The organism is Micromonospora sp. CNZ303 (assembly GCF_004345505.1).
The window spans coordinates 1-1,369 of sequence record NZ_SLVT01000052.1 but is presented as its reverse complement, the minus strand read 5'-3'; the positions used below and the strand labels follow the sequence as shown (position 1 = coordinate 1,369).

Here is a 1,369-nt window from a genome sequence, read left to right as displayed (position 1 = left end):
TACTGCAACGGCAGTTGGTCAGGGGTAGCCGCGTCGTCGGTAGTGGCAGGTTCGGGCTTGGTGTTGGCGTCGTCGGCGCCATCGGGACCAGGCCCAGACGCGCTCGGGTGGGTGAGTTGATCGCACTACGAGTGCGGTAAGCAGTCTTCGGATCTCCGGTACCGTGTAGCCGATCATCATGCCGTCGCCGGGACTGGATCCCCTTTTGTGGCAATAGATCGGGCCACGGACAGCCAGGCGTGGGCGGCCATGGACAGGGTGATGTGGGCGTACCAGGCTCGCCAGTCGCGGACCTGGTATTCGTCGAGGCCGGCTTCGTTCTTGGCCTGTTGGAAGCACTCCTCGATCGCCCACCGGGCGCCGGCGATGCGGGCGAGGTCGACCAGGCGGGTGCGGCGGGGTCCGTAGCAGACGTAGTAGGCGATCTCGCCGGTGGTGATGCCGCGCCGGGCCAGCAGCCAGTGCCCGCGACCGGGCTGCCAACCGATGCGCACCGGCACCCGCGCCCACCAGTACTCACGGGGCCCGTGAGCGCCAGCGCCAGCGGACAGCCGGCACCACGCCCGAGCAGGCAGAGCGGCAATCAGCTCGTCCGCCCGGGCGATGCCCATCGACGTGGTGATCATGTCGTCGTTACGGCGGGTCGCGACCACATAAGCCACATCCCGGTGTTCCAACCACACCCGCAGCGACTTCGACTGCCCGTAGGCCTCGTCCATCGTCACCCACCCCACCGGCACCCCGGCATCCAACGCTCGGGCCAGCATCTCGCGGGCCATCTGCACCTTCGTGGCGAACTCCACCTCGTCGGGGATCCCGGCCGCACGACACCGGTCCCGGTCATCGGTCCACGACGCCGGGAGGTAGAGCTGCCGGTCGACCAACGCGTGGCCCTTGGCCGAGCGGTAGGCCAGGAACACCCCAACCTGGCAGTTCTCCGTCCGTCCCGCGGTGCCGGAGTACTGGCGCTGCACTCCGGCCGACCGCGTGCCCTTCTTCAGGAAGCCGGTGTCGTCGACGATCAGCACCCCGGCCGGATCACCGAGGTGCTCGACCACGTAGTCCCGCACATCGTCGCGGACGGCGTCGACGTCCCAGTCCGCCCACCGCAACAACCGCTGCATCCCGTCCGGCGACACATCCCCAGCCTGCTCCGCCAGGGTCCAACCGTTCTTGCGCCCCAGGCCCGAGACCAGCCCGCACAGGTACTGACGCGCCCGCCGCCGCGGCTCCGACCGGCGAAACCGAGGCCCGATCCGCGCATGCAACCGGTCCAACTCCCCATGCCACCGAGCAACATCAACATCCGTCACAGGCAGACCAACGAACACAAGTCGAACTCGATTCGCCTACTGCCGTTGCAGTACTA

1 protein-coding gene and 1 pseudogene are annotated in these 1,369 nt (G+C 68.2%); one reads left to right on the top strand and one right to left on the bottom strand.

Translation table 11 applies throughout. From position 1 onward, the window contains the following. Window positions 1-176: 176 nt before the first annotated feature. Window positions 177-1,313 (bottom strand): IS701 family transposase, encoded by a 1,137-nt coding sequence (locus EV374_RS32345; protein WP_132240957.1) that lies wholly within the window; start codon window positions 1,311-1,313, stop codon window positions 177-179. On the opposite strand from EV374_RS32345, the pseudogene EV374_RS33700 reads away from it, so the two are divergent. Then, window positions 1,263-1,369, top strand: a pseudogene (locus tag EV374_RS33700) (transposase); the annotation flags it as partial. The gene EV374_RS32345 and the pseudogene EV374_RS33700 sit on opposite strands and share 51 nt — an antisense overlap.